The organism is Streptomyces sp. NPDC001796, from assembly GCF_042892355.1.
Taxonomy (GTDB): Bacteria; Actinomycetota; Actinomycetes; order Streptomycetales; family Streptomycetaceae; genus Streptomyces.
In genome coordinates this window covers 148889-171575 of record NZ_JBIAUC010000010.1, presented here as the reverse complement: position 1 = coordinate 171575, position 22687 = coordinate 148889, and the positions used below count along the sequence as shown (strand labels likewise).

Annotated in this window: 22 protein-coding genes and 1 pseudogene; 8 read left to right on the top strand and 15 right to left on the bottom strand. The window is 71.7% G+C overall.

Features of this window, described 5'->3' with window-relative positions; translation table 11 throughout:
• The first annotated feature begins 115 nt into the window (after nt 1-115).
• Nucleotides 116-1369 (top strand): cytochrome P450, encoded by a 1254-nt coding sequence (locus tag ACFYZE_RS21845; protein WP_388996454.1) that lies wholly within the window; start codon nt 116-118, stop codon nt 1367-1369.
• A 64-nt stretch (nt 1370-1433) separates the two neighbouring features.
• Here the strand turns inward: ACFYZE_RS21845 and ACFYZE_RS21840 are convergent, their stop codons facing one another.
• The gene (locus ACFYZE_RS21840) at nt 1434-2795 is read right to left on the bottom strand and encodes a hypothetical protein (RefSeq protein ID WP_388996452.1); all 1362 of its coding nucleotides are present in this window, start codon (nt 2793-2795) and stop codon (nt 1434-1436) included.
• Between the two features lie 402 nt (nt 2796-3197).
• Between ACFYZE_RS21840 and ACFYZE_RS21835 the strand changes: the two genes are divergently transcribed.
• Entirely contained in the window at nt 3198-4316 is a 1119-nt protein-coding gene (locus ACFYZE_RS21835) for a PP2C family protein-serine/threonine phosphatase (protein ID WP_388996449.1), read from the top strand.
• Between the two features lie 55 nt (nt 4317-4371).
• Here the strand turns inward: ACFYZE_RS21835 and ACFYZE_RS21830 are convergent, their stop codons facing one another.
• A complete protein-coding gene (locus tag ACFYZE_RS21830) occupies nt 4372-4704 on the bottom strand; it encodes a hypothetical protein (protein WP_388996447.1) in 333 nt (110 codons plus the stop codon).
• Nucleotides 4705-4713: 9 nt separating this feature from the next.
• Nucleotides 4714-5034 (bottom strand): FAD-dependent monooxygenase, encoded by a 321-nt coding sequence (locus tag ACFYZE_RS21825; RefSeq protein WP_388996444.1) that lies wholly within the window; start codon nt 5032-5034, stop codon nt 4714-4716.
• A 13-nt stretch (nt 5035-5047) separates the two neighbouring features.
• On the opposite strand from ACFYZE_RS21825, the pseudogene ACFYZE_RS21820 reads away from it, so the two are divergent.
• Nucleotides 5048-5305, top strand: a pseudogene (locus ACFYZE_RS21820) (TetR family transcriptional regulator); the annotation flags it as partial.
• A gap of 3 nt (nt 5306-5308) precedes the next feature.
• On the opposite strand, the gene ACFYZE_RS21815 reads toward ACFYZE_RS21820, so the two are convergent.
• Together ACFYZE_RS21815 and ACFYZE_RS21810 are read right to left on the bottom strand one after the other, a co-directional pair.
• Nucleotides 5309-6517 carry an amidohydrolase family protein gene (locus tag ACFYZE_RS21815; RefSeq protein ID WP_388996441.1) on the bottom strand — a complete coding sequence of 403 codons (1209 nt, stop codon included), beginning with the start codon at nt 6515-6517 and terminating at the stop codon, nt 5309-5311.
• Nucleotides 6518-6646: 129 nt separating this feature from the next.
• Entirely contained in the window at nt 6647-8050 is a 1404-nt protein-coding gene (locus tag ACFYZE_RS21810) for a glutamine synthetase (protein WP_388996438.1), read from the bottom strand.
• 271 nt (nt 8051-8321) lie between these two features.
• Here ACFYZE_RS21810 and ACFYZE_RS21805 point away from each other — a divergent pair, with 271 nt between their 5' ends.
• Nucleotides 8322-8606: a hypothetical protein gene (locus tag ACFYZE_RS21805; protein ID WP_388996435.1), complete on the top strand. Its 285-nt coding sequence runs from the start codon at nt 8322-8324 to the stop codon at nt 8604-8606.
• A 52-nt stretch (nt 8607-8658) separates the two neighbouring features.
• Here ACFYZE_RS21805 and ACFYZE_RS21800 read toward each other — a convergent pair whose 3' ends face one another.
• The 6 genes from ACFYZE_RS21800 to ACFYZE_RS21775 form a co-directional block, all read right to left on the bottom strand.
• Entirely contained in the window at nt 8659-9375 is a 717-nt protein-coding gene (locus ACFYZE_RS21800; RefSeq protein WP_388996432.1) for a GntR family transcriptional regulator, read from the bottom strand.
• A 91-nt stretch (nt 9376-9466) separates the two neighbouring features.
• On the bottom strand, nt 9467-10468 hold the full coding sequence (locus ACFYZE_RS21795; protein ID WP_388996429.1) for a proline racemase family protein: 1002 nt from the start codon (nt 10466-10468) through the stop codon (nt 9467-9469).
• A gap of 14 nt (nt 10469-10482) precedes the next feature.
• On the bottom strand, nt 10483-11379 hold the full coding sequence (locus ACFYZE_RS21790) for a dihydrodipicolinate synthase family protein (protein WP_388996426.1): 897 nt from the start codon (nt 11377-11379) through the stop codon (nt 10483-10485).
• 33 nt (nt 11380-11412) lie between these two features.
• Nucleotides 11413-12831, bottom strand: coding sequence for an FAD-dependent oxidoreductase (locus tag ACFYZE_RS21785; protein WP_388996423.1), 1419 nt, complete (start codon nt 12829-12831; stop codon nt 11413-11415).
• A complete protein-coding gene (locus tag ACFYZE_RS21780) occupies nt 12821-13120 on the bottom strand; it encodes a (2Fe-2S)-binding protein (RefSeq protein WP_388996420.1) in 300 nt (99 codons plus the stop codon). Before ACFYZE_RS21780 ends, ACFYZE_RS21785 begins: the two co-directional genes overlap by 11 nt.
• Entirely contained in the window at nt 13117-14268 is a 1152-nt protein-coding gene (locus ACFYZE_RS21775) for an NAD(P)/FAD-dependent oxidoreductase (RefSeq protein ID WP_388996417.1), read from the bottom strand. The genes ACFYZE_RS21780 and ACFYZE_RS21775 overlap by 4 nt, the downstream gene beginning before the upstream one ends.
• Before the next feature lie 194 nt (nt 14269-14462).
• On the opposite strand from ACFYZE_RS21775, the gene ACFYZE_RS21770 reads away from it, so the two are divergent.
• Nucleotides 14463-15449, top strand: a complete 987-nt coding sequence (locus ACFYZE_RS21770) for an aldo/keto reductase (protein WP_388996414.1) — start codon at nt 14463-14465, stop codon at nt 15447-15449.
• Between the two features lie 110 nt (nt 15450-15559).
• Here the strand turns inward: ACFYZE_RS21770 and ACFYZE_RS21765 are convergent, their stop codons facing one another.
• The 3 genes from ACFYZE_RS21765 to ACFYZE_RS21755 all read right to left on the bottom strand — a co-directional run bounded on the left by ACFYZE_RS21765 (nt 15560) and on the right by ACFYZE_RS21755 (nt 18611).
• The gene (locus tag ACFYZE_RS21765; RefSeq protein WP_200422004.1) at nt 15560-16096 is read right to left on the bottom strand and encodes an NUDIX hydrolase family protein; all 537 of its coding nucleotides are present in this window, start codon (nt 16094-16096) and stop codon (nt 15560-15562) included.
• A gap of 161 nt (nt 16097-16257) precedes the next feature.
• Complete coding sequence (locus tag ACFYZE_RS21760) at nt 16258-16947, bottom strand: response regulator (protein ID WP_388996411.1); 690 nt, start codon at nt 16945-16947, stop codon at nt 16258-16260.
• Nucleotides 16947-18611, bottom strand: a complete 1665-nt coding sequence (locus ACFYZE_RS21755; protein WP_388996408.1) for an ATP-binding protein — start codon at nt 18609-18611, stop codon at nt 16947-16949. Before ACFYZE_RS21755 ends, ACFYZE_RS21760 begins: the two co-directional genes overlap by 1 nt.
• Nucleotides 18612-18914: 303 nt before the next feature.
• Here ACFYZE_RS21755 and ACFYZE_RS21750 point away from each other — a divergent pair, with 303 nt between their 5' ends.
• The 3 genes from ACFYZE_RS21750 (at nt 18915) to ACFYZE_RS21740 (ending at nt 21816) form a co-directional block, all read left to right on the top strand.
• Nucleotides 18915-19775, top strand: coding sequence for an ABC transporter ATP-binding protein (locus tag ACFYZE_RS21750; protein ID WP_388996405.1), 861 nt, complete (start codon nt 18915-18917; stop codon nt 19773-19775).
• The gene (locus tag ACFYZE_RS21745; protein ID WP_388996402.1) at nt 19772-20653 is read left to right on the top strand and encodes an ABC transporter permease; all 882 of its coding nucleotides are present in this window, start codon (nt 19772-19774) and stop codon (nt 20651-20653) included. Before ACFYZE_RS21750 ends, ACFYZE_RS21745 begins: the two co-directional genes overlap by 4 nt.
• Nucleotides 20654-20718: 65 nt before the next feature.
• Nucleotides 20719-21816: an ABC transporter substrate-binding protein gene (locus ACFYZE_RS21740; RefSeq protein ID WP_388996399.1), complete on the top strand. Its 1098-nt coding sequence runs from the start codon at nt 20719-20721 to the stop codon at nt 21814-21816.
• A 63-nt stretch (nt 21817-21879) separates the two neighbouring features.
• Here ACFYZE_RS21740 and ACFYZE_RS21735 read toward each other — a convergent pair whose 3' ends face one another.
• On the bottom strand, nt 21880-22686 hold the full coding sequence (locus ACFYZE_RS21735) for a hypothetical protein (RefSeq protein WP_388996396.1): 807 nt from the start codon (nt 22684-22686) through the stop codon (nt 21880-21882).
• Nucleotide 22687 lies beyond the last annotated feature (1 nt).

Here is a 22687-nt window from a genome sequence, read left to right as displayed (position 1 = left end):
ACCGCAGCCTCACCATACTTGGACATATATCTTCAAAATTTGCTGAATCCGCCACACAGCCCGTGGCCAACCCAGACGTTCTGTGAAGCACTTCGACGCACTTCGGGAGACCACGATGAGCGAGCAGCCGATCCTCCTTCCCTATGCCGACCCGGCCTTCGTGGCAAACCCGTTCCCGTTCTACCGGCAGCTGCGCGAGGAGGGCCCGGTGCGGCGCGCGGTCATCGCCGGCGGCCTGGAGGCCTGGCTGGTCACACGCTACGAGGACGGCCTCGCCGCGCTCTCCGATCCGCGGCTGAGCAGCGACGTCCACGACGCGTCGGACCCGCGTCTGCTGCAACAGCTGCCCGCGACGGAGCGCGAGTCCATGCTGCGCACCATGCTCCGGGCGGACCCGCCCGACCACACCCGCCTGCGCCGGCTGGTCTCGAAGGCGTTCACCGCGCGCCGGGTGGCCGAGCTGCGGCCCCGCGTCCAGGCCATCACGGACGGGCTGCTCGACGCGATCGTGCAGCAAGGCCACGCGGACCTGGTCGCGGACTTCGCGCTGCCCCTTCCGGTCACCGTGATCAGCGAACTGCTGGGGGTGCCCACGACGCACCGGTACGACTTCCAGCGGTGGACCGACGACATGATCCTCCGGGGACCCGAGCCGCCGGATCCTGCCGTGGTCGACGGTGCCTGGCAGCAGATGCGCGCGTACCTGACCAAGCTTCTGGAGGCCAAGCGCGCCAACGCCGAGGACGACCTGCTCAGCGCTCTGATCACCGCGCGTGACGAGGAGCAGCGGCTGGACGAGGAAGAACTGATCGCCATGGCGTTCCTGCTCCTGGTGGCCGGTTACATCACCACGGTCAACCTCATCGGCGGCGGCATCGCCGCACTGCTCGCCCATCCCGACCAGCTTCAGCTGCTGCGGGACGATCCGGCGCTGCTGCCGGACGCGATCGAGGAGTTCCTGCGCTACGACGGACCGGTCAACCCCGGCATCGCCCGTTTCGCGCGGGAGGACGTCGAGATCGCGGGCGTGAGGATCCCGCGCGGCGCCACCGTGCTGGTGGCCTCAGCCCTCGCCGACCGCGATCCGGCACGGTTCCCCGACCCCGATCGTCTGGACATCACCCGTCGCGACAACGCCCACCTGGCGTTCGGGCACGGCATCCACTACTGCCTGGGCGCGCCGCTGGCCCGGTTGGAGGGCCAGGTCGCCATCGGAACCGCCCTGCGCCGCCTCCCCGGTCTCGCCCTGGCCGTCCCGCCGGACGAGCTGCGATGGAGGCCCGGCGGCCTGCGCGGCCCCGAGCGCCTGCCCGTCACGTTCACTCCCTCCCGTCCCTTCCCGGCAAGACCGGGAGGGGACGGCGGCTGACGGTCGACGCGGCAACCCTGAGGCGAACTCCCGTGTCGGCGGGCGTCCGCGACATCCCACTGGCTCACAGGGTCCAGCCGTGACCGCCGCTGTTGTGGGACAGGGTCAGGAGCGCGGTGGTCACGACGAGGTACCGGGTGAGGCGGCCTTGGCGGAACAAGGCCGCCGACGCCCAGGCGACAGCCGTGTACCAAGGCATCGTCCACGGTGCCGCGAGCACCCAGGCGAAGGTGAGCGCGAACGGTACGGCGACGACGGCGGGAACGCCCGCCGGGACGCGGCGGTGCAGTACCCAGGCCAGCGCGAGCATCACCACGGGCCACAGGACGCCGGTGGCGGTCGCGGCCCCACGAGGGCCCAGGAACCAGGCGCCGAACTTCTCGAACACGGCCCACAACGACGGTGTGGAGACCAGTTGGGAGGCGTCGGAGAGCGGGGCGAGGGCGTGCACACCGTACGCGCTGTAGAGGGCGGCGAGCGTCAGCGTGGCCGCGAACGTCAGCCGGGCGGTCTGACGCCAGGCGCCCGCACGCAGCAACGGCCAGGCCAGTCCGACGCCGAGCAGAGCGGCACTTATCTTGACACCGCAGGCCAGGCCGACCAGCCCCCCGACGATCAGGTCGTGGTGCCATCGGGTGGCCCTGCGGACGAAGTGGATCGCGCAGACGGTCAGGCACGCGATGATGGTGTCCAGGTGCCCGCCAGCCACCAGCACGCCGATCAGGAGCGGGTTGGCGATCCACAGCAGTCCGGCCCGGACCGGATCGTCGGCCGTGCGGATCAGCAGGTAGCCGGTGCCCAGGAACGCGGCTGCGTTGGCGAGCATCAGCGCCCATATCGTCAGCCACGGCCGGTCACCGCCGACGAACGCCCCAGCGGCCTGCCACCAGGTGGCGACCGGCCCGTACACGGACGGGGTGTACTGCCACCCCTCGCTCACCAGATGGGCGTAGGCGCCGCCCAACTGGGCGGGGGTCGTCACGTACGGATCGGCGCCGAGCGCGGCGATACGGCCGTACGCGGCGTAACTGGCCATGTCGGAGGAGCCGACCGGGGTGAGGTTGGCGACGACGAGCACGGCGAGTGTGCCGGCGCCGAACAGGATCCGCGGGTGTGGTCTCCAGCCCTGTCCGTGCGCGCGGAGGAGGCTGAGCGTCCCGAGACACGACAGCACGATGGCCGCGTAGGTGACCGCCGCGGAGGCGGCGCCGGGCATGGCGGGCAACCGAAGCCAGGTGGTCGGCACCCTGAGTGTGTTGTGGTTCGGCGCGCTCGCGCCGACCAGCGCGAACAGAGCGATGCCTGCCACGGCCGTCCATACGGCCGCGCGCGGCCGGAACTGCCCGACGACCGTCAGCCCCGGCGAGGAAGTCGTCCGCATCCGGCCCGCGGAACGCGGAGTCCACTCGTCGCTGTCGGTCGTCACGGTCACTCGCTGAGTCGCTGTCGGGTCCTGTTCCTCCGGGGCCTGAGGCGATCGAGGGAACCGGGGGCAGAAGCCACACGGTCACCGAGATCCACATCCGGCCCGGGTTGGGAGCCTGGCAGCGGTACGCGAAGGAATCAAGCCCGAGCGTCGGCGCGGCCGCCTTCTGTGCCGGGTTGGTCGCTGCCCCGGCTTGCAGTGCGCCACCGTGACGACACGCCGATCGCGTGGATGCCCGGCGGGCGGCGGGGAGTCTCCCGAAGCCGGGCGGAGCGCCGGACGACGGCGGACGCGCCGTTCACCGGAGGGGCGCCGCGGGCCGCGGCGCGGGATTCCATGCGGCTGATCGGCCGCGCACCCAACGCGGCTCGATGTCCGCTTCACCCCGATAGGATGCAATTTGTGATCAGGTCAGGACGGCTCCGGCGCCGCCGCCCTCCGTACGGTGGCCGGCGGGACACCGTACTGCTGTCACCGGTCGTCCTCACCGTCCTCGTCACCAGTCTGGCGTTCGCGACTCCCAGGCAGATCGCCTTCAGCCGTCTCCTGCCCGCGGCGCCCGCTCTCGCCGCCGCGATGTGGTCCGTGCTCCCCACGGTCCTGCTGGGGGCGTGCTGCCTGCTGGTGATGATCGGGCTCAGCTTCGTCTACTCCGATCTGGGGACGCCGTACACGGCCGCCGCGATCGTCGCGGTCACGTTGGCGGCCGCGTACGCGAGCCACCTCAGACTCCAGCGGGAAGAGGCGCTCTTCCAGGTCCGGCTCGTCGCCGACGCGGCCCAGAAGGTGCTGCTGCGCCCGCTGCCGCGCCGCATCCAGCACGTCGAAATCGAGTCGCTGTATCTGGCTGCCCAGGAGCAGGCCCGGATCGGAGGTGACTTCTACGAGGCGGTCGACACGCCGTACGGGGTCCGGCTGCTCATCGGCGACGTGCGGGGCAAGGGGCTGTCGGCGGTGGGGGCGGCCTCTGCGGTGATCAACTGCTTCCGGGAGACCGCGTACGACCAGCCCGACCTGATGGGCATCATCCATCGCCTGGAGATCAGTCTGGCCCGCTACAGCGCCGGGACATCCGCCCAGGACCGTCCGGAGCACTTCGCCACCGCTCTCATCGCCGAGATCCGTCACGACGGCGGGCACGCCAGAATCCTCAACTGCGGGCACCCGCCGCCGGTTCTGGTGCGACAGGGAGAGGTCCAGATCCTCGAACCCAGCCTCCCCTCGCCACCCCTCAACCTCGCGACGCTCCTCGGGCACCACTACTACGTCGACACCATCGCCTTCGCCTCGGGCGACCAGATGCTGCTCTACACCGACGGTGTCACGGAGACCCGGGATCGCACCGGCACGTTCTTCCCGCTGCCGGAGTGGATGCGGCAGCAAGGCCCGACGCCGCCCCGGGAGCTGCTGGACCGGCTCCATCAAGACCTGCTCCACTACAGCGGCGGGAGGCTCGACGACGACATCGCGGCCCTCGCCGTGCGCTGTCGGCATACTCCGGTTCGGGCGTGCTCCGCGTGATCGGGTGCGCTCCGCGTAAGGGGCGGGCGCGGTCCGGCCGTGGTGGGCACCCGGCTCACTGCACCTTCGCAAGGTGGCCGGCGGTGGTGGTGAGCAGCGAATCGTCGCCGGCTGCGGAGCTGTCCGCGGCCCAGCACACGTAGCCGTCGGGGCGGATGAGCAGGACGGCGGCGCACAGGTCGTCGGTGCAGGTGGCACGGACGAGGTCGACCCGTGGCGGGAGCGCGAGGTCGGCCGGGACGGCTCCGGCCAGATCGAGCAGGACGGCGTGCCCCGAGCCGAACAGCGCCGACAGCCGGGTGGGGCCGGCCTCGGTGACCAGGTCGGCGTCCGGTGTGCGCTGTCCGGTGAGCGGATGCTTGCCGGCGATCGCCCGTTCCTCGAGCACTTCTTCGATCTACCACTGGGGGATCGCGATGGGGAAAGGGTGCCTGGTCTGCCAGGGCGTGCAGTCCAGGGGCACGGGCAGGGCCGCGAAGTGCCCGCCCACCGGCTCACGCGGTGTGGCCCGCCGCAGCAGCGGCTCCAGCAGCCCACGCGACTGAAGCAGCTCGGCGGTACGGGGCTGGATCGCGCCGCCCTTCACCTGCTGGATGCGCTGGTGCAGCTTCTCCAGCACCAGGGTCTCGACCCCGGCCAGAGCCAGTTCGTACGCCAGCATCAGTCCGGTCGGGCCGGCGCCCGCTATGACGACCTCGGTCGTGCGCTCCGTCAACATCGTCGCTCCCCCTCGTTTGGAGCGGTTCAAGACCGGCGCCGAACGCGCACTCGCCGAGGCATTGCGGGAAACGGCGGGGACTCCGGAACTCACCGCGCGGCTGGCTGCCGTCCAGATCGTCTCGGTCCACTGGGCGCTGGCACAGGACAACGCCGAACGCCTGGCGTACGGGGAGCCGGCCGACGAGCGCTATGCGGGGGCGGTGGCTGACGCCGAACACGCGTTCGCGCTGCTCGAGAACGGATTGCGGCACCTGACCCAGCAGCGGTGAATCTCACCGGGGCAGCCCGTACACGCGGCAGGCGTTGTCGCGGCCCGTCCACGCGGCGATCCGCCGCGCGTCGGGCAGGCTCAGTTCGTCGGCGTCCACCCGGTCCTGGAGCAACTCCGTAAGGCCCCGCCGGAAGGCCAGCGCGCCGAGGTGGTAGAACTCGGGGATCCCGTAGGCGTCGGAGCTGTAGAGGAGTTTGCGGAACGGGGTGATCTCGAGGGCCTCCTCGAGGATCGTCCGGGCGCGGACGGGGCCGACGTGGTGCAGGGTGAGCCCGACGTCGAAGTACACCTGCTCGAACACCGTGGCCAGATAGGCGGCTTGACGTTGGTAGGGCCAGCAGTGCAGGAGCAGCACGGCGATCGTGCCGGAGGTGCGGTGCAGCCAGTCGGTCAGATGGGTGGGGTCGACCCGGTGCATCCTGATGTCGTTGTCCCCGAACCCGGTGTGCAGTTGAAGGGGCAGCCCCAGGTCCACCGCCGTCCAGAGGAGATGCCGTACGAGGACGGGGTCGTTCAGGCGGGGAGGGGTGCCGGTTTCCTTCCCGGCTCCGTCAGCCCTGCTGCCGGTTCCTGCCGGGGCCAGCCAGCGCCGTGCCGCCTCGGTGACGTCCGCGTCCGAAGGCCGGCCGGGATCCAGGTCGAATCCGGTGCGATAGGCGGCGACGGACTTCACGGCCACCGCGCGCCGCTCGTCCACGGCGTCCTGCGTGGCGGCGACGAACGCCGAGGCGTACTCGTCCGGCTCCACTCCCTCTGCTGCCACGGCCTCCGCGACGGCCTCCAGGCGCACGACTTCGTACGCGGTCGCCCCCGGACGACCCGCGGCGCCGGCGAGCTCCGCGGGTGTCGTGAGGCGGTGCGGCGTGTAGCCGGTGTCGACGCAGAACACGTCCGTCCCCGCAGCGGCGACGAACCTGCGGTTCACCTCGCGCCAGCCCAACTCGGCCCGACGCGCCAGGTACTCCTTGGCGGGAGCGTGCCGCGGCAGGTCCAGCAGAGGAGCACAGTGGCGGCGGACGGCCACGCCGACGGGACTGTCGAAGGGGGTGATGCCGCTGCCGGGCCAAACGTCGCCTTCGGTCATCAAGGAGTGGAACGTCTGCGGACTCGGATCGGCGGTGAGGACGCCATGGCAGTGGTGATCGACGAGGGGCAGACCGGCGACGGCCTCGTGGACCGGCCCGGTGGCGGGTGCGGGTGAGCTGCTCACGGCTGGGCGGCCTCCTGGGGTGGTCGGCGGGCATCCGCTGTGGCGCCTCTGCTCGGTACTTCGCAGTGGTTCCGTTCCCGGTGGTTCGCAGTACTTCTCAGTCTCAGTACTTCTCAGCCTCAGTACTTCTCAGTACCTCCACCGGTACGCCGCTGCCACGAGCTCGTCGTCGAGCCCGGCCACCGCGGCGATCTCCCCGAGGCGTACGGCGATCACGGCGTCCGCCAGGACCGGCCCCAACGCGGTGCGAAGCAGTTCGTCCTCGCGGAAGTTCCCGACGGACTCCTCGAGTGACGTCGGCAGCCGGCGCACGCCCCGGGCCACCGCCTCCTCGGCGGTGAACCGTGCGGGATCTCCGGTGATCTCCCCGGGCAGAGGCGAGGACGACCGCAGCCCGTCGAGGCCGGCGGCGATGAGGCATCCGAGCGCCAGATACGGGTTGGCGGCCAGATCGACCGGTTTCACCTCCAGGTTCGCCGCCCGGCTGCGCGTCCCCGCCGTACCGGTGATGACGCGCACCGCGGATTCGCGGGTCTCGCGACCCCATACGGTGAAGACGCCGGCCCACTGCGAGGGCTTGAGGCGCAAATAGCTCGCCGGGCTCGGGGCGGTCACCGCCGTGAGGGCCGGCAGGTGGGCGAGCAGGCCCGCGGCGAACGACTCCGCCTCGGCGGTCATGCCGTAGCGGCGTTCGCCATGTGCGTGCAGATTCGCTCCGTCACGCCAGGCGGAGAGATGGACGTGCCCGCCGTTGCCGACGCCTTCCGCCGAGACCGCCGGTGAGAAGGAGACCTTGAGCCCATGACGCCGGGACACCGCCCGGATGGTCTGCCGTACCAGCACGCTCCGGTCGGCGGCGGCCACGGGGTCGAGCGCGCCGACCGAGATCTCGAACTGCCCGGGCGCGTACTCGGGGTGGATCTGGTCGACGTCCACGCCCTGCGCCGCGAGCGCCGCCAGCAACTCGGCCGCGTAGTCGCTCAGTTCGACCTGCCGGGCGGCACCGTAGGCAGGGCCGGACGTGGCGGGGTCGAACGCGTCCCCTGGTGCGGCTCCCTGCCCGACCGCCCATTCGACCTCGATGGCCGCCTTGAAGGTGATGCCGTGGTCCCGGGCCGCGTCCGTGACGACACGGCGCAGAAAGCTGCGGCTGCACGCCGGGTGCCGTTCCCCCTCCTGGGTGATCCGGTCGACCGGGGCCCAGGCCCAGCCCGGCTGTCCGGACAGCACCACCAGGTGGTCCAGGTCGGGATACAGACGAAGATCACCGTCCGGTGAGCCCAGCACGTCGGTGGAGACGATGGAGTCGTTCGCCAAGAAGGTGTCGAACACCGGGGACATTCCCACCCCCCAGGCGGTCGCACGCGCGAGCCGGGCCGTAGGGACGGTCTTCACCCGGCCGATGCCCGCGGTGTCCACGTACGCCAGGACGACACCGTGCACACCCCGCGCCGACAGCTCCACCACCAGCGCGTTGGCCCGCTCGACGTCACCCGGGCGCCCGCCGGGGACGGGGTCGGCAAGGGTGGTCATGCGTCCTCCTCGGAGAGTCGCGGCCCGGCGCCTGCGCACCACTGGTCCTGTGGGCGGTGTACCCGGGCCCAGGATTGCGCACAACGGCGGTCGCGGAGCGGGTCGGCCGCGCTGCCGCCAGGTGTGTCGCGCCTGCACGGGAGGGCGGACGGCGCCCTGCGTCGAGGCCGGGTCGCCGTGATGTTGCGCGAAGTCTTTCGCCGCGGACCTGACGGAGGCCGAGCGGTCGAAGAGTCTCATCTCGACGAACCGGATCGGGGTGGAGGCCACCGTGTCGCTGGACGCGGCGGCGTCGGACCCCGCGGGCAAGGCCCTGCACGCGAACACCACGGGCCATGTCTACGTGTTCGCGCCGGGCGGGAGGGTCACCGACCTCGGCCCGGTCTCCTTCGACCAGGACCAGAAGGGCAGCGTGACGCTTCCGGGGACGCTCGCGGCCGGGACGAGGAGCAGGATCGCCGTGGTCATCGACGACACGCCGCTGATGTGGGATGCGGTTACCACACGCCGCTGCCGCGGGACATGGGCGGCCACCGTTCTGTGTCTGCCACGGTGAGCCGCCGATGCCGCCGATGCCGCCGACCCGGACCGGGGCCGCGCGGGCGTGGTCAGTCGCGCGCTCGGTCCTGGTCTCGGCCGTGGGCCGCCCACAGGCCGCGGACATGTCCGATGTGACGGGTCATCACCGCCCGTACGGCGTCCTCGTCCCGTTCGAGCAGGGCATCGAGGAGTTCGAGGTGCTCCTGGGCGGAGGCGAGCAGCCGGCCGGCCTCGACGAGCGCGGTCAGCCCGTACAGACGCGACCGCTTGCGCAGGTCACCGACCACCTCGACGAGGTGCGCGTTGCCGGCGAGGGCCAGCAGGCCGAGATGGAAGCGGGTGTCGGCCTCGACGTAGGCGATGAGGTCCCCGGCCGCCGCCGCGGTGACGATCTCCCGGGCGGCCGGGCGCAGGGCCTCCAGCGAGACCCGGTCGGCCGTCCGGGCCAGCGCCACGGTGGTGGGGATCTCGATGAGGGAGCGGATGTGGGTGTACTCGTCGAGCTGCTTCTCGGAGACCTCCGTGACGCGGAAGCCCTTGTTGGGGACGGTGTCGACCAGGCCCTCCTTGACCAGGTCGAGCATCGCCTCGCGCACCGGGGTCGCCGAGACGCCGAAGCGGGCCGCGAGCGTCGGCGCCGAGTACACCTCGCCGGGGCGCAGCTCGCCCGCGATCAGCGCGGCCCGCAGGGCGTCGGCGACCCGCTCGCGGTAACTGCTCTTCTTGCCGCCGAGCGTGGGCAGGGCGGGAGCGGGGGAGGGCGAGCTGGGGCGCGGGGCGACCATGGTGTTTCTGTCTCCTAGAAGGGTGCAATGTCACGCGGCACCAGTGTCCCAGTGCCCCGGCGTTCCCGTACCGGGCCGCTGCGGCAGGTGGCTACAGCACGAACCCCGCCGGGAACGGGTCCTCCGGGTCCAGAAGGTACTGCGCCGTGCCGGTCACCCACGCCCGCCCGGTGAAGCTGGGCAGCACCGCGGGGCGTCCGGCGACCTCCGTGGTCCCGAGCAGGCGCCCGGTGAACCGCGTCCCGATGAAGGACTCGTTCACGAACTCGGTGTGCAGGGGAAGTTCGCGGCGCGCGTGCAGCTGAGCCATGCGCGCGCTGGTCCCCGTACCGCACGGGGAGCGGTCGAACCAGCCCGGGTGGATGACCATCGCGTGCCGGGACAGCCGGGCGGTGGCCCCCGGCGCGTACAGGTGGACGTGGTGACAGCCACGGATCGTCGGGTCCTCGGGGTGGACGGGCTCCTCCTCGGCGTTGATCGCCTCCATCAGCGTGAGTCCGGCTGCGAGGATGTCGTCCTTTCGGGCGCGGTCGAACGGCAGCCCGAACTCCGCGAGCGGCAGGATCGCGTAGAAGTTGCCCCCGTACGCGAGGTCGTAGGTCACCGTGCGCCCGTCGGGCAGGGTGGCCTTGCGGTCGAGGCCCACGCAGAAGGAGGGAACGTTTCTGAGGGTGACCGCCTTCGCGGCGCCGCCCTGGACCGCGACCTCCGCGACGACGAGACCCGCCGGAGTGTCGAGGCGGATGGTGGTCACCGGCTCGACGACCTCCACCATGCCCGTCTCGACGAGGACGGTCGCCACCCCGATCGTGCCGTGCCCGCACATCGGCAGATAGCCGGAGACCTCGATGTAGACGACGCCCCAGTCACAGTCGGGACGGGTGGGCGGCTGGAGGATCGCGCCGCTCATCGCCGCGTGCCCGCGTGGCTCGTTCATCAGCAACTGCTTGACGTCGTCACGGTGTTCACGGAACCACAGGCGTCGCTCGTTCATGGTCGCGCCGGGGATGGTGCCGATACCGCCGGTGATAACCCGGGTCGGCATGCCCTCGGTGTGGGAGTCGACGGCGTGCAGGACGAGTTTGCTGCGCATGACCGGCTTCCCTTCTACGCGAGCCCTGCCGCGACGGCCTTCTCCGTGGCGGCGCGCACGGCGGCCTGCTGCTCGGGCGGCAGCGGCATGCGCGGCGGGCGTACGGGACCGCCGTACCGGCCGACGACGTCCATCGACAGCTTGATCGCCTGCACGAACTCGACGCGGGAATCCCAGCGCAGCAGCGGGTGCAACCGCCGGTACAACGGCACCGCGGTGTCGAGGTCGCCCGCGACCGCAGCACGGTACAACTGCACCGAGGCACGGGGGAGGGCGTTGGGGTAGCCGGCCACCCACCCCCTGGCGCCGGCGACCGCGAGCTCCAGCAGGACGTCGTCGGCACCGATCAACAGCTCCAGCTCGGGGGCGAGTTCGGCGAGGCGGTAGGCGCGGCGGGGGTCGCCCGAGAACTCCTTGACCGCGTGGACGAACCCCTCGCCGTGCAGCTTCGCGAGCAGTTCGGGGACGAGGTCGACCTTGGTGTCGACGGGGTTGTTGTACGCCACCACCGGCAGCCCGGCCTTCGCCACCTCCTCGTAGTGGGCGAGCACGGACCGCTCGTCGGCGCGGTAGGCGTTCGGCGGCAGCAGCATCACCGAGGCGCAGCCCGCGTCGCGTGCCCGCTCGGCCCAGCGGCGGGCCTCCGCCGATCCGTACGCGGAGACACCGGGCATCACCCTGGCCCCGCCGATCGCGGACACGGCGGTCTCCACGACCCGGGCGCGCTCCTCGGGGGTGAGCACCTGGTACTCGCCGAGCGAACCGTTCGGCACGACACCGTCGCAGCCGCTCTCCACCAGCCAGGCGCAGTGGTCGGCGAACCTGGCGTGGTCGACGGCGAGTCCGTCGGTGAGCGGAAGGGCGGTGGCGACGAGAACGCCGTGCCAGGGGCGGTGCTGCGGAACGGTCATACGCGATACCCCATCTCAGTGACGTGTGACATGTTACTGATGGTCCTCTTGCCGGCGGTCCTCTTGCCGGCGGTCCTCTTCGGGGTCCCCGGCCAGCACCCCCAGCGGCACCGGCCGCGCGAGCGGCCTCCGGGCCACCGCCTCCGCGCACCCGGCGATCCCGGCCACCCCGGGCCCGCACACCCGGCCCTGGCACCAGCCCATTCCGGCCCGGGTCAGCAGCTTCACCGTCCGCAGATCACCGGCGCCCAGGGCGACGGCCTCCCGTACGCTCCCGGCACGTACCTCCTCGCAACGGCACACCACGGTGTCGTCGGTGACCCGCTCGGCCCAGCGGGCGGGCGGAGCGTACGCGTCGTCGAGCGCCGAGACGAATCCGCGCAGCGCCGCCCGGCTCCGCGCGGCGCGCTCCCACCCCTGTGGATCGGGCACGGCACCGGCGAGCCGAGCGGCGATGGACCGCCCGGCGATGTGCCCCTCGGCGAGGGCGAGCGCCGCGCCGCCGATCCCGGTGGCCTCGCCCGCCGCCCAGACCCCCGGGACGTCGGTGCGCTGTTCGTCGTCGACGGCGACGTTCGTCCCGTCGATGCGGCAGCCGAGGGTTTCGGCGAGGTCGGTGTGCGGGAGCATGCCGTGCCCGACGGCGAGGGCGTCGCAGGGGACACGGCGCGCGGTGCCCGCCCGGACCCGTCCGCCCCCGTCGAGCGCGGCGACGGTCACCGCCTCCAGCCGGTCGGTGCCCTGGGCCTCGACCACGGTGTGCCGGGCGAGGATCCGGACCCCGTGCCGCAGCAGCCGGGCCGCGTAGGCCGCCGCCTCCACCGCTTTGCCGGGCTGGGCGGCCAGGGCCCCGGCGCACCGTACGAAGGCCCTCGGGCCGGTCGACTCCACGAGCGCGGCGACCGTCACCCCCGCCGCCGCCAGCCCGGTCGCGACCGGGAGCAGCAGCGGCCCCGTCCCGGCAACGACCGCCCTGCGGCCCGGCACCACCAGTCCGCCCTTGAGCATGGCCTGGGCACCGCCCGCGGTGACGACCCCGGGCAGCGTCCAGCCGGGGAAGGGCAGCACCCGCTCGTAGCCGCCGGTCGCCAGAAGCACGGCGCGGGCCCGCACGGCGACCGGCCGCTCCTGCTCGGGCCCGAGCAGGGCGTGCACGGTGAACCCCTCGGACTCCTTCTCCACGCACCACACATGGTGATCCGCCAGGTGGCTGACGCGTCCGGCCGCGAGGTGCCGGTCGAGTCCTTCGCGCAGCCGCAACCAGGTGCGCCACTGGTGGTGCAGGGCCCGCGCGCGCAGCGCGCCGAGTCCCGCGGCGGGCTGCCGGTAGAACTGGCCGCCCGCCTCGGCGGCCGCGTCGACGAGCGTGACGCGTACGCCGCGCGCCCCGGCCGCGAGCGCCGCGGCGAGCCCCGCCGGGCCCGCGCCGATCACCGCGAGGTCAGTCCGCATGCCCCGTCCCCTCCTGCGTACGGATCACATCGCCCGGCCGTACCGGCACCAGACAGGCGCGCTGGTTCGGCCGGTCGTTGACCCTCACCAGGCACTCGAAGCACACGCCGATCCCGCAGAAGACGCCGCGTGGACGCCCCTCGCGCCGGGTGGTGCGCCAGGAGGTGACGCCCGCCGCCCAGAGCACCGCCGCGACCGTCTGGCCCGGCAGCGCCTCGATCTCACGGCCGTCGAAGGTCACCGTGAAGGCGGAGCCCGGCCGGGCCCGGGCCCGCTCCAGGGGATTCACACGGCCTCCCGCTCGAAACGCTCCGGCCGGAACGGTCCGAGGTCCAGCTCCGGCGCCCTGCCGCTCAGCACCCGCGCGACCAACTGCCCGGTCCCGGTGGCGAGTCCGATCCCGGCCCCCTCATGACCGCAGGCGTGCAGCAGCCCCGGCGCCCTGGGGTCCGGGCCGATGGCGGGCAGATGGTCGGGCAGGTACGGCCGGAAGCCGAGATAGGTCCGCATCGCCCGCACCCGCTCCAGGAACGGGAACAGCCGGATCGCACCGCCCGCCAGCGCCCGCAGGGCCGGCAGGGAGAACGACCGGTCGAAGCCGACCCGCTCACGGCTCGCCCCGATCAGGACGGGACCCGCGGCCGTGCCCTCGACGACCGGCGAGGTCTGCAGCGCCGCCGAGTCGCTGGCCACGTCCGCGACATAGTCGGCGGCGTACACCTTGTGCCGCACCCGGCGTGGCAACGGCTCGGTGACGAGGACGAACCCGCGTCGGGGGAGGACCGGCAGGTGCACTCCCGCCAGCGCGGCGAGCTGCCCGCCCCAAGTACCGGCGGCGTTCACCACGGCTGGGGCGAGGATGTCACCGCCGGCCGTGCGCACCCCGCGTACGGCTCCCTCCGGCGTGCGCAGCACCTCGGTCACGGCCCGCCCGGTCAGCAGGCGCGCACCGGACGCGCGTACGAGGTGCGCGGCGGCCAGCGTCGGCATCACCTGGCAGTCCTGGGGGTACAGCATGCCGCCCGCGAGGTCCGGGGCCAGGTGCGGCTCAAGGTCGTGCAGCCGGTCGGCGGCGACGACCTCCGCCTCGACCCCGGCGACCCGCTGCCCGGCCGCGAAGTCCGCGAGGGCGGTGAGCCCTTCGGGGGAGGAGGCGACGACGACACCGCCCTTGGGTTCGTACTCGATCGCCGGTCCCAGCTCCTCGGCCAGCTGCCGCCACAAGCGCAGGGAGTGCAGGGCGAGTTCCAGTTCGGGCCCCGGTTCCTTGTCGGAGACGAGCAGATTGCCCTCGCCGGAGCCGGTCGTGCCGCCGGCCACAGGGCCACGATCGACGAGGACGACGTCCATACCGCCGCGGGCGGCGTACAGCGCACAGGCGGCGCCCACCATCCCGGCGCCGACGACCACGACATCGCAGGTCAGTCGCTGACTCACGGTCAGTACTATGTCACATGGCTCTGCGCGGAGGCCAGATGCGCGTCGGAGGCCGCCGCGCAGGCGACGCTGCCGCACAGACGTCACGCCTTCCCGCCGTTCCCCGGCGCGCCACGGCCCTTGACTTGAAGCGCACTTGAAGCTGAAGACTCCCGCCCGAGCCCGCACCAGCGGGTCGCGACGGGAGGAGCACCATGAAGTACCGGACGATCGGCACCGATCCGAACACCCGCCGCCGGGTGAGCGTGCTCGCGCTGGGTGCGATGCTGTTCGGCTCCCGGACGGACGAGAAGACCTCCTTCGCCGTCCTCGACCGCTATGTCGAGGCGGGCGGCAACTTCATCGACACGTCCGACAACTACGCCTTCTGGACCGACGGCGGCCAGGGCGGTCAGAGCGAGGAACTGCTCGGCCGCTGGCGCCGCAGCCGCGGCATCGGCGACGAGATCGTGATCGCCACCAAGCTCGGCGCACGCCCGCCGGCCCCCGGCACGAGCTATGTCGACAATGCCGAGGGCCTGTCGGCGAAGGTGATCCGGGAGGCGGCCGAACGCAGCCGGGAGCGCCTCGGTGTTGACCGGCTCGACCTGCTGTACGCGCACATCGAGGACCGCACGGTGCCGCTGCGCGAGACCGTCGAGGGGTTCGCCGAACTGGTCGCGGAGGGCACGGTCGGCCTGCTCGGCGTGAGCAACCACGCCGTCTGGCGGGTGGAGCGCGCCCGCGCCCTCGCGGCGGCGGCCGGGCTGCCCGGCTACGAGGTGCTGCAGTACCAGCACAGCTATCTGCGCCCGCGCACCGACATCCCCGAGGAGATCTTCCCGGACGGCAGCCTCGGCGGCACCACGGCGGAGCTGCTGAGCTATCTGCGCGCGGAGCCGGGCCTGACCCTGGTCGCGTACTCACCGCTGCTCAAGGGCGCCTACGCACGTCAGGACGTCCCGTTGCCCCGTGACTTCGACCACCCGGGAACCCCGGCGCGGCTGGCGGTGCTGCGGGAGGTGGCGCGGGAGACCGGGGCGAGTGTCAGCCAGGTGGTGCTGGCCTGGCAGATCGGCGGTGATCTGCCGGTGATCCCGCTGACCGGGGCCTCGTCGGTGGCGCAGCTGGAGGAGAACCTGGCGGCGGTGGAACTCGAACTGACCGCGGAGCAGAGGGCGCGGCTGGACGCGGCGCACTGAGAGCTCCGGACGCGGGGCTCTCGGACGCGACACCGCCGTTGACGCGACCACCGGCCCGGCACCGTCGGGGCACCTGGCCGGCGGTCGCGTCGCTCAGGTCCGACAGTGGCTCAGGGCAGGCAGCCGATGTGCGCCAGGGCCTGCTTGAGCAGGACGCCCTGGCCGCCCGGCATCTCGTTCTGGACCACGGCCGACGCGGCCTCCTGGGGGCTGAACCACTCCAGGTCCAGCGCGTCCTGGCGGGGACGGCAGTCACCGGCCACCGGGACGATGTAGGCGAGGGCCACGGCGTGCTGGCGGGGGTCGTGGAACGGGGTGATCCCGAGTGTCGGGAAGTACTCGGCGACGGTGAAGGGCTGGAGGGAGGGGGGAACGCGGGGCAGCGCCACCGGTCCGAGGTCCTTCTCCAGATGGCGCAGGAGGGCGTCACGGACCCGTTCGTGGTGCAGCACCCGACCCGAGACGAGGGTGCGGCTGACGGTCCCGTCGGGCCCTATCCGCAGCAACAGTCCGATGCTGGTGACTTCACCGCTGTCGTCGACGCGCACGGGCACGGCTTCCACGTACAGGATCGGCATGCGGGCTCGCGCCAGCTCGAGCTCGTCGGGAGTCAGCCAGCCGGGCGTGGTTTCGGTCGTGTCAGGCATTGCCCGATCGTACGGTCAACACCCCGGCATCGGCCGCGTGTCTCACCAGGTCAGACGCAAGTCACACCCAGGACATGTGATCGGCCGCCCGCCCGGTCCGCTTTTCCGCACAGGCGAAATCAGGTCGGTGACGGGAAGGCGACGGTCGGGGAACGGGACGGTCAGGTGACGATGCGGTACCGGTGCTCCGGTCGCCCCGTCGCCCCGTACCGGAGCTCCAGCCGCACCATGCCCTCCTTGACGAGGTAGGACAGGTACCGCTGGGCCGTCGCCCGGGAGACCCCGGTGAGTTCGGCCGCCTCGGCCGCCGACACGGGACCGCGGGCGGAGAGCAGCGCCTGGTGGACGAGGGTCAGGGTGGGCGCGGAGTGCCCCTTGGCCGGCACCCGCGGCACGGCCGGCGGCCGGGTGGCGCTGAACAGGGCGTCCACATCGGCCTGCTCGGTCTCGGCGGCCGGTCCCAGCGCGTGCACCCGGTGCTGGAGTTCGCGGTAGGCGGTCAGCCGCCCGCAGAGGTCGGGCGAGCCGAAGGGCTTGACCAGGTATCCCACGGCGCCCAGTTTCATCGCGGTGCGGACCGACTCGATGTCACGGTCCGCTGTGATCATGAACGCGTCCGGGCGGGAGCCGCCCTCGTCGCCGGTGAGCCGGCGCAGCACATCGAGACCGCTGCCGTCCGGCAGGAAGATGTCGAGCAGCAGCAGGTCCGGATGCAGGGCCCGCACCGCCTCCAGGGCGTCGGCCACGGTCGCCGCCTCGCCGACCACCTCGAAGCCCTGGACCCGGCTCACGTACTCGCTGTGGATGTGGCTCACCCGGAAGTCGTCGTCCACGACCAGGGTTCGGATCATCAGCGGTCGCCTCCCACCGGCAACGCCGTTGTGAACAGTGCGCCCTGCGGTGCGGGGGCCGTGTCCGGCAGCGGCAGGACGACGGTGAAGACCGCGCCCGGGCCCTCGCTGACCGCTACGGTGCCACCGTGCCGCTGCACCAGGCGGTGCACCAGGGCGAGCCCCAGGCCGCGCCGGGCGGTGCCCCGCTCGGGCCGGGTCGACCAGCCGTCCTCGAAGATCGCCTCGGCGGCGCCCGGCGGGACCCCCGGCCCGGTGTCCGCCACCCGCACGGTCACATGGTCGGGGGCCTCGGTGAGGGTGAGCCGCACCTGGCGGCCGCCCGCCGGGGGCGGTCCGTCCGCCGCAGCGTCGACCGCGTTGTCCAGCAGATTGCCCACGATCGTCAGCAGCCGGCGCAGATGCGGCGTGTCCTGGCCGAGCGCGGAGTCGTCGTCGAGCACGATCCGCACCCCGCGTTCCGCGGCGACCGTGGTCTTCGCCACGACCAGCCCGACCATCAGCGTGTTCCCGATCCGTCTGCGCACCGACTCGGTCAGCGCCTGCCCGGCGCCGGCCGACCCGACGGCGAACTCGTAGGCCGCGTCGTGGTCGCCGATGTCCAGCAGCCCGGCCAGGGTGTGCATCCGGTTGGTGAACTCGTGCTGCTGGGCCCGCAGTGCGTCGGTGAGCCCCCGTACGGAGTCCAGCTCGCGCAGGAGTCCGATCAACTCGGTGCGGTCGCGTACGGTGACCACCGCGCCGAGTTCGCGGCCGCGCAGCGTGACCGGCATGCGGTTGACGACGAGGCAGTGTTCGTCGGTCAGGACGCTGACGTCGGTGCCGCTCAGGGTGCCGTCCAGGGCACGCCGCAGCCTGCCGTCCGGCAGCACCTCCTCGAGCCTGCTGCCGAGCGCGGTGCCGAGCCCGAGCAGCCGCCGGGCCTCGTCGTTCACCACGGTGACCCTGCCGTCGGGGTCGAAGGCGACCACGCCCTCCCGGATGCCGTGCAGCATCGCCTCGCGGTCCTGGAACAGTCCGGCGATCTCCTCCAGTTCCAGGCCGAAGGTGGTCCGCTTCAGCCGCCGCGCCAGCAGATAGGCGGCCGCCGAACCGAGCGCGGTGGCGATCGCCGCGTACAGGCCGAAGGTCGGCAGCTCACGCCACAGCTCGCCCAGCACGTACCGCTCGGGGAGCCCCGCCGAGACCTCGCCGACCAGTTTGCCGGACGGCTCGTACAGGGCAGCCTTGGCGTTGGCGGACCGCCCGGTGGCGCCCTGGTCGGTGCCGACGCGCGGACGGCCGTCCAGTACCTCGATCGGCTCGTCCACCGGTTCGCCGATGAGCTGTGGCATGGGGTGCGAGTGACGGATGCCGCGCAGGTCGAGCACGACGACGTACGACGCCCCGGAGGCCTTCCGGATGCGCTCGGCGGCGGTCTGCACCACGCCGTTGTCGGTTCCGTCCGCCATGGCCTGACGGATCTGCGGCTCGGCGGCCGTGGTCCGCGCGATGGCCAGCGCCCGCTGCTCGTAGGAACGGTCGAGCTCGCCCCGCTGTGCGAACGCGAACAGCACGAAGCCGATCACGCCGGTGAGACCGAGGATGAACAGCTGGTTGGCGAGGATGCGGGCGGAGAGCTTCCCTCTGCCGCCGCGGGTGATCCAGGTACGGATGGGTGTCACAGGCGCCTCTTTGCCCCTGTCGTACGTCGTGCCGGGTCCGGCCCCTGCGCCGGACCCGCGTGGCGCGATTGTGCCTGATGGCCGAAATTCTGCCCACCCCCGGGCCGCTGAGCAGAATGCGCAGAACCACGTTCAACGTGCACATCGTGTGGCGGGCGGAGTCCCTGGCGGCCGTGAGCTGAACGAGCAGAACCCCGGTTAATTCAACGATCGCGAGATACGTCGGAAACAGCGACGTCACATGGGGTGGCGCCTAGCGTCTGACTTCCTCGACCCCCGAGGCCAGGAAGGAGACCGCCCCAGATGGCTTCGCGAAACGATGTCGCGACGAGCCCGGTCGCCGGCGGAACGGACCGTGACGACGCGCGCATTGAGATATCCGGGCTCACCAAGCGATTCTTGACCCCCGCCGGTGAGGTGTTCACCGCGCTGCAAGATGTTTCGTTCACCGTGGAGCCCGGCCAGTTCTGCGCGGTGGTCGGTCCGACCGGCTGCGGCAAATCGACCACGCTGAGCATGGTGTCCGGCCTGGACCGGCCGAGCGAGGGATCGGTCAAGGTCGGCGGCCGCGAGGTGGACGGCATCACCGACGGCGTCAGCTTCATGTTCCAGGCCGATGCGCTTCTGCCCTGGAAGACCGTCCTCGGCAACGTGCTGATGGGCCCCGTCTTCCGGGGCGTCCCCAAGCAGAAGGCACAGGCCTCGGCGCGCGACTGGCTGCGCCGCGTGGGCCTCACGGGCTTCGAGGACCGCTACCCGCACCAGCTCTCCGGCGGTATGCGCAAGCGCGTGGCGATGGCGGCGGCGCTGATCAACGAACCCAAGATCCTGATCATGGACGAGCCGTTCGGCGCCCTCGACGTGCAGACCAAGGCGATCATGTCGACCGAGCTGCTGGCCCTGTGGGAGCAGATCCGTCCGTCGGTCGTCTTCATCACCCACGACCTCGACGAGGCCGTGGCACTCGCCGACCGCGTCGTCGTCATGACGTCGAGCCCCGGGTCGGTCAAGGCGGTCTTCGACATCGACCTGCCGCGCCCGCGCGGCTCCGTCCAGGAGATCCGCTTCGAGCCCCGCTTCATCGAACTGCAGCACCAGATCTGGGACACGCTGCGCGAGGAGGTGGAGCGCGCCTACGCACGCACCGCAGGAGGTAAGGCATGACCACGACGTCCACCGCTTCCGCCGCTCCGGCCGCCGACGGCGGCCGGGTGACGGCCGCGACCGCGGCCAAACGCGCCGTCCGGCGCCGCGTCGCGCTGGTGTGGGCGGGCCGCATCGGCCTCGCGGTCGTCGTCATCGGCGGCTGGCAGGCGTTCACCACCTGGGGCATCGTCGACCCGTTCTTCTTCGGGCAGCCGTCCGGCATCGCCAAGCGGCTGGTCGACCTCTTCCAGAACGGCACGGAGTTCGGCTCCTTCTACTCCAACATCTGGACAACGATCCAGGAGGCGCTCGTCGGCTTCGCCGTCGGGTCCGTCACCGGAGTGATCTTCGGTGTCGCGCTGGGCCAGAGCCGCTTCCTCTCCGACGTGCTCGGCCCCTACATCAAGATGGTCAACGCGATCCCGCGGATCGTCCTCGGTTCGATCTTCATCGTGGCCTTCGGCATCGGCGTGACCCCGAAGATCCTGCTCGCCGCGGTGCTGGTGTTCTTCATCGTCTTCTTCAACGCCTTCCAGGGCGTCCGCGAGGTCGACCGCAACATCCTCGCCAACGCCAAGGTGCTCGGCGCATCGCAGATGCAGATCATCCGCCACGTCATCGTGCCCTCCGCCCTCACCTGGATCATCGCCAGCCTGCACAGCGCCTTCGGCTTCGCCATCGTCGGCGCGCTGGTCGGCGAGGTGCTGGGCGCACAGAGCGGCCTCGGCCTGGTCATCAAGACCGCGCAGAACAACTTCGACCCCAACGGTGTGTTCGCGACCATGCTCGTCATCTCGGTCATCGTGCTCGGTGCCGAGTGGCTGATCGGCAAGCTCGAGCACCGGCTGCTGTCCTGGCGTCCGCCGGCCCCCTCCGAGGCGACGAACGCCCTCTGAATCCGTCCCCGCCCCCTCCCTCCGCTCTCCCCTGTCCCACCCCGAGAAAAGGAAAGTGGCCAGCCATGTCACGACGCTCCGCCACCGTCACCGCGTCCCTCCTCACCGTCCTCGCGCTCGGCACGGCCACCGCCTGTTCCAGCGGCTCCCACGGCAACTCCCAGAGCGTCGGCAGCTCCGGCGGCGTGCCCACGGTGAAGCTCATGGTCGGCGGCATCGACAAGCAGATCTACCTGCCCTACCAGCTCGCCCAGAACCTCGGCTTCTACAAGAAGTACGGCGTCGACGTCGTGCTGAGCACCGAGCAGGACGGCGGTGTCGGCGCCGAGGAGGCCATGGCCTCGGGCCAGGTGGACATGGCCGGCGCCTGGTACAACCACACGATCGAGTTCCAGGCGAAGGGCAAGGCGGTCGAGGACGTCGTCCAGCTGTCCGGCGCGCCGGGCGAACGGGAGATGTGCACCACGAAGTCGGGTGTCACCTCGGCCGCCGACTTCAAGGGCAAGACCCTCGGCGTCACCGACCTGGGTTCGGGCACCGACACCCTCACCCAGTTCCTGGCCGCCAAGAAGGGCGTCAAGACCGGCGAGTTCCACCGGATCGGGGTCGGCGCCGGTTCCACCGCGATCGCCGCGCTGCAGAACGGCAAGGTCGACTGCGTCATGACGACGCAGCCCACGGTCGCCGCGATCGAGAAGAAGGGCGTCGGCGCCTCGGCGATCGACCTGGCCACCACGCAGGGCGCCACGGCGGCGATGGGCGGCGCCTACCCCGCGGCCAGTGTGCTCGCCCGCACCGACTGGGTGAACTCGCACAAGGACACCGTGCAGAAGGTCGTCGACGCGCTCGTCGCCACCATGCACTGGATCAACACGCACAGCGCGGCCGACATCGCGAACAAGCTGCCGGCGTCGTTCGTGCAGAACCAGCTGGTCACCAAGGCCGACTACATCCAGGCCCTGACCCAGGACAAGGGTCAGTTCCTCCCGGACGGCATCATGCCGGCCGGCGGTCCGAAGACCTCCCTGGCCACGGAGCAACTGGTCGGCAACGTGAAGGGGTCGGTGGACCTCAGCAAGACGTTCACCAACGAGTTCGCCGTCCAGGCCAACAAGACCGAGGGCTTCAAGACCACCACGACCCCGGCGGGGGCGGACGGCTGAACCTGCCACCGACACGACGTCGCCCCGCCTGACCGCACCAGCGGCAGGCGGGGCGGTGCCATGTCACACTGCGGCCGACTCGCTCCCGACGTCGCGTCGCGAGACCGCCAGGTAGGCCACGAAGCCGAGGATCGCGACCGTCCACGACAGGGTGACCGGGCCCAGACCCCAGTCCAGCCCGCCGCGCTTGTGAGGCAGGGCCATCCAGTCGGCGATCGACGCACCGAGCGGGCGGGTGATGACGTACGCGGACCAGAACGCGACCACCGGGCCGAGCAGACCCCCGCGGTGGGCGACCGCCGGCACACAGATCGCCACGGCGTACAGGACGACGGACCCCAGGTAGCCGAGGCCGATCGTGGCGCTCAGGTCGCCCGCGGCCGTGCCGAGCGCGAACGTGGCCAGCACGGCAGCCCAGTAGAACGTCTCACGGCGCCGCGTGGAGATGCTGTGGATGGACAGGGTCCGCTCGCTCGCGTACCACAGGGCGAAGACGGCGGCCAGCGCCACCAGGAACAGCGGCGTCGAGAGGGTGTAGGGGACGCCGAGACCCACGTGCAGGACGTCGGCGGCCATCGTGCCGAACACACTGACCATGACGATGGCGGTCCAGTAGACCCAGGCCACGTACCGGCGCACCGCGAACTGCAGGACCAGTGACCCGAGCAGGGCGAGGGCACCGAGGCCGACCGCGGGGATCGGGCCGAGCAGTCGGGCCAGGTAGTCGGAGGCGGTCTCGCCCATTCCGGTGGTCAGAACCTTGATGATCCAGAAGTAGACGGTGACTTCCGGGACCTTGTTCGCCGTCCGGCGTATGCGGGGATGGGCGTGGAAGTCGGACCGGTCATCAAGGAGGTGCTCAGTGCTCATG

What these genes read in the sequence shown, in the direction of transcription:
- ACFYZE_RS21790 (WP_388996426.1), bottom strand. Translation starts at nt 11,379, where the DNA reads ATGACCGTTCCGCAGCACCGCCCCTGGCACGGCGTTCTCGTCGCCACC.
- ACFYZE_RS21795 (WP_388996429.1), bottom strand. Translation starts at nt 10,468, where the DNA reads ATGCGCAGCAAACTCGTCCTGCACGCCGTCGACTCCCACACCGAGGGC.
- ACFYZE_RS21800 (WP_388996432.1), bottom strand. Translation starts at nt 9,375, where the DNA reads ATGGTCGCCCCGCGCCCCAGCTCGCCCTCCCCCGCTCCCGCCCTGCCC.
- ACFYZE_RS21785 (WP_388996423.1), bottom strand. Translation starts at nt 12,831, where the DNA reads ATGCGGACTGACCTCGCGGTGATCGGCGCGGGCCCGGCGGGGCTCGCC.
- ACFYZE_RS21760 (WP_388996411.1), bottom strand. Translation starts at nt 16,947, where the DNA reads ATGATCCGAACCCTGGTCGTGGACGACGACTTCCGGGTGAGCCACATC.
- ACFYZE_RS21770 (WP_388996414.1), top strand. Translation starts at nt 14,463, where the DNA reads ATGAAGTACCGGACGATCGGCACCGATCCGAACACCCGCCGCCGGGTG.
- ACFYZE_RS21825 (WP_388996444.1), bottom strand. Translation starts at nt 5,034, where the DNA reads ATGTTGACGGAGCGCACGACCGAGGTCGTCATAGCGGGCGCCGGCCCG.
- ACFYZE_RS21750 (WP_388996405.1), top strand. Translation starts at nt 18,915, where the DNA reads ATGGCTTCGCGAAACGATGTCGCGACGAGCCCGGTCGCCGGCGGAACG.
- ACFYZE_RS21735 (WP_388996396.1), bottom strand. Translation starts at nt 22,686, where the DNA reads ATGAGCACTGAGCACCTCCTTGATGACCGGTCCGACTTCCACGCCCAT.
- ACFYZE_RS21745 (WP_388996402.1), top strand. Translation starts at nt 19,772, where the DNA reads ATGACCACGACGTCCACCGCTTCCGCCGCTCCGGCCGCCGACGGCGGC.
- ACFYZE_RS21845 (WP_388996454.1), top strand. Translation starts at nt 116, where the DNA reads ATGAGCGAGCAGCCGATCCTCCTTCCCTATGCCGACCCGGCCTTCGTG.
- ACFYZE_RS21765 (WP_200422004.1), bottom strand. Translation starts at nt 16,096, where the DNA reads ATGCCTGACACGACCGAAACCACGCCCGGCTGGCTGACTCCCGACGAG.
- ACFYZE_RS21740 (WP_388996399.1), top strand. Translation starts at nt 20,719, where the DNA reads ATGTCACGACGCTCCGCCACCGTCACCGCGTCCCTCCTCACCGTCCTC.
- ACFYZE_RS21810 (WP_388996438.1), bottom strand. Translation starts at nt 8,050, where the DNA reads ATGACCACCCTTGCCGACCCCGTCCCCGGCGGGCGCCCGGGTGACGTC.